Below are 2,465 nucleotides of genomic sequence, written 5' to 3'. Positions count from 1 at the left end.
GGGCGATTAGCTCAGTTGGGAGAGCATCGCCCTTACAAGGCGAGGGTCACTGGTTCGAACCCAGTATCGCCCACCATCTTTAACTTATTATTATAACAATATATCTATCATGGGCGATTAGCTCAGTTGGGAGAGCATCGCCCTTACAAGGCGAGGGTCACTGGTTCGAACCCAGTATCGCCCACCATCTTTAAATTACTTCATTAATTAGTGAAGATTTTAATCTAATATATACATCTCCTTATAAAAATAAAATTACTCATCTTTATAAAAAAATATTAATTATTATTTTTTAATGTCTAATGTCTAATGTAATATTTATTACATAGTTTTCATCTCTATATACATCCTCAATAAAAATAACCTCATTGCGGCAAATAATCTATTTATCTTGCTGGTAAATGATCTGATTTTTTCATTATCAATTCCGTAAAAAATTGTTTGCGTCATGTTAAGTTGGCATATTCACTTTATGGAGTTTAATTTTAATAAAAAAACAACTATTTAGATTAAAACGAGTAATCAATTTTGCTTTCTTACTTATTAGAACTTTTAATAAAAGTGGTAATAATTTATAACAAGTCAATTATAAATATCTAAAGTCATTTTTTCGTTTAAAAACTAACCTAAATGTTCTATAATTCATATAGTTATTATTTTTTATTTAAGCTATCTGTTTTCTCTTTTTTGATTTTTAGAGTTGACTAATATTTTTCCTAAAAAGTTGCTATCACATTGATATATTGTGCTTTATTTCTATTTCGATTGTTTATATTTATATTAATTAATAATCAAATTTACTATTGTAAGAGCTTTGTCTATAGTTATTACTTTAGGAGTGCTTTATTTTATTTTTTAAAAATGATGATTTACAGCAGAAAATTTAAAAAATAAGTGAACCGTATTTAAAAGGACAGCGTAAATAGTCGATGCTGATTCTATTATCAATTATGTTGAACATAATTATTAGAAGTTTTAAAAGTTGCGTGGGGAATAATCATGGCCGAACAAAATAAACCAGTTAATGAAAATAATGAAACTGAAGTTGAATTAACTACAGAACAGTTAAATCAAGCTAAAGTACAATTAAATGAGTCTGGAGAAGCATTAAATTCAGTCGAACCACAATTACCTCCGTTAGTCGATGATGACACAGCCAACGCTAACCCTGAAGCTTCTAAGTCTGCAAATCCAGGTGAAATAAGTCCTGAAATAGATATAGATGATCTCGATGCGATACTTGCGCTAGGCGAAGAAGTTTTTGATCTAGATATTGAAACTGCCGCCGGTGAAGAATCGGGTGGTGGGTTTACACTGGTTGATTTTGAGCGTGATGGCTTAGAAACTATTGCAACAACTGATTTTCAAACAACAGGTTTAGATGACGATCCTTCCCCAATCGTCACACTTACAACGACTGATGATAGTTCAAATAATATTAATGTGACTGAGAACTCAGTACCTACGCTAACAATCACGAGTTCAAACGATTTTACTGAAGATGACGGCAGTGCCGTTGAAGGTGCAGTGGTTTCAACGTTTGAAACGACCGATGAAGACGGCGATGAAGTTACGGTTACACTTAGCGATACTATCAATTATGAAATTGTTGGTAATACCGTTGTCTTAACTGAAGCTGGCGCAGCGTTGGTTAATAGCGGCGAAGAGTTACCTGCTTATACCCTAACAGTGAACGATGGCACCGCGGATGGCGAAAGCGTCACTGATGATCCAAGCGTGACGACAGTCAACGATATCCCAACGATCAGCATCACCAGTTCAAACGACTTTACTGAAGATGACGGCAATACCGTTGAAGGCGCAGTGGTTTCAACGTTTGAAACGACCGATGAAGACGGCGATGAAGTTACGGTTACACTTAGCGATACTATCAATTATGAAATTGTTGGTAATACGGTTGTCTTAACTGAAGCTGGTGCTGCATTGGTTAATAGCGGCGAAGAGTTACCTGCTTATACACTAACAGTGAACGATGGTACCGCGGATGGCGAAAGCGTCACTGATGATCCAAGCGTGACGACAGTAGATGACCCAACAATTGTAAACTCTGATATAGCAACAACGAATGAAGATACCCCGATCACCATTGATGTCTTAGCCAATGATACTGACGCTGATGGCGTGGTTTCTCCTGTTGCGTCAGTGACGGATGGCGAGTACGGCACGGTCACGATCAACGATGATGGCACCGTAACCTATACGCCTGATGCTGATTACAACGGACCAGATTCGTTTACGTACACCAACGAAGATGGCAGCACTGAAACGGTCTCTGTGACGGTTGAAGCTATTTCAGATGACACGGTCGTGGCTGCCGATGCGGCGACAACGAATGAAGATACCCCAATTACCATTGATGTATTAGCGAATGATACTGACGCTGATGGCGTAGTTTCTCCTGTTGCGTCAGTGACGGATGGCGAGTACGGCACGGTCACGATCAA

General features: G+C 37.6%; 1 protein-coding gene and 2 tRNA genes. All 3 read left to right on the top strand.

The genetic code is table 11. From position 1 onward, the window contains the following. A tRNA-Val gene (locus tag Q0794_RS17990) sits at nucleotides 1-76 on the top strand. Nucleotides 77-111: 35 nt separating this feature from the next. Beyond that, a tRNA-Val gene (locus tag Q0794_RS17985) sits at nucleotides 112-187 on the top strand. A gap of 812 nt (nucleotides 188-999) precedes the next feature. Next, on the top strand, nucleotides 1,000-2,465 hold a 1,466-nt coding region (locus Q0794_RS17980), incomplete at its 3' end, for an Ig-like domain-containing protein (protein ID WP_298944251.1).

This window comes from uncultured Psychromonas sp. (assembly GCF_947489755.1).
GTDB lineage: Bacteria > Pseudomonadota > Gammaproteobacteria > Enterobacterales > Psychromonadaceae > Psychromonas.
Note: the sequence above shows the minus strand (reverse complement) of the source record. Positions and strands in the feature narration are given on the sequence as shown.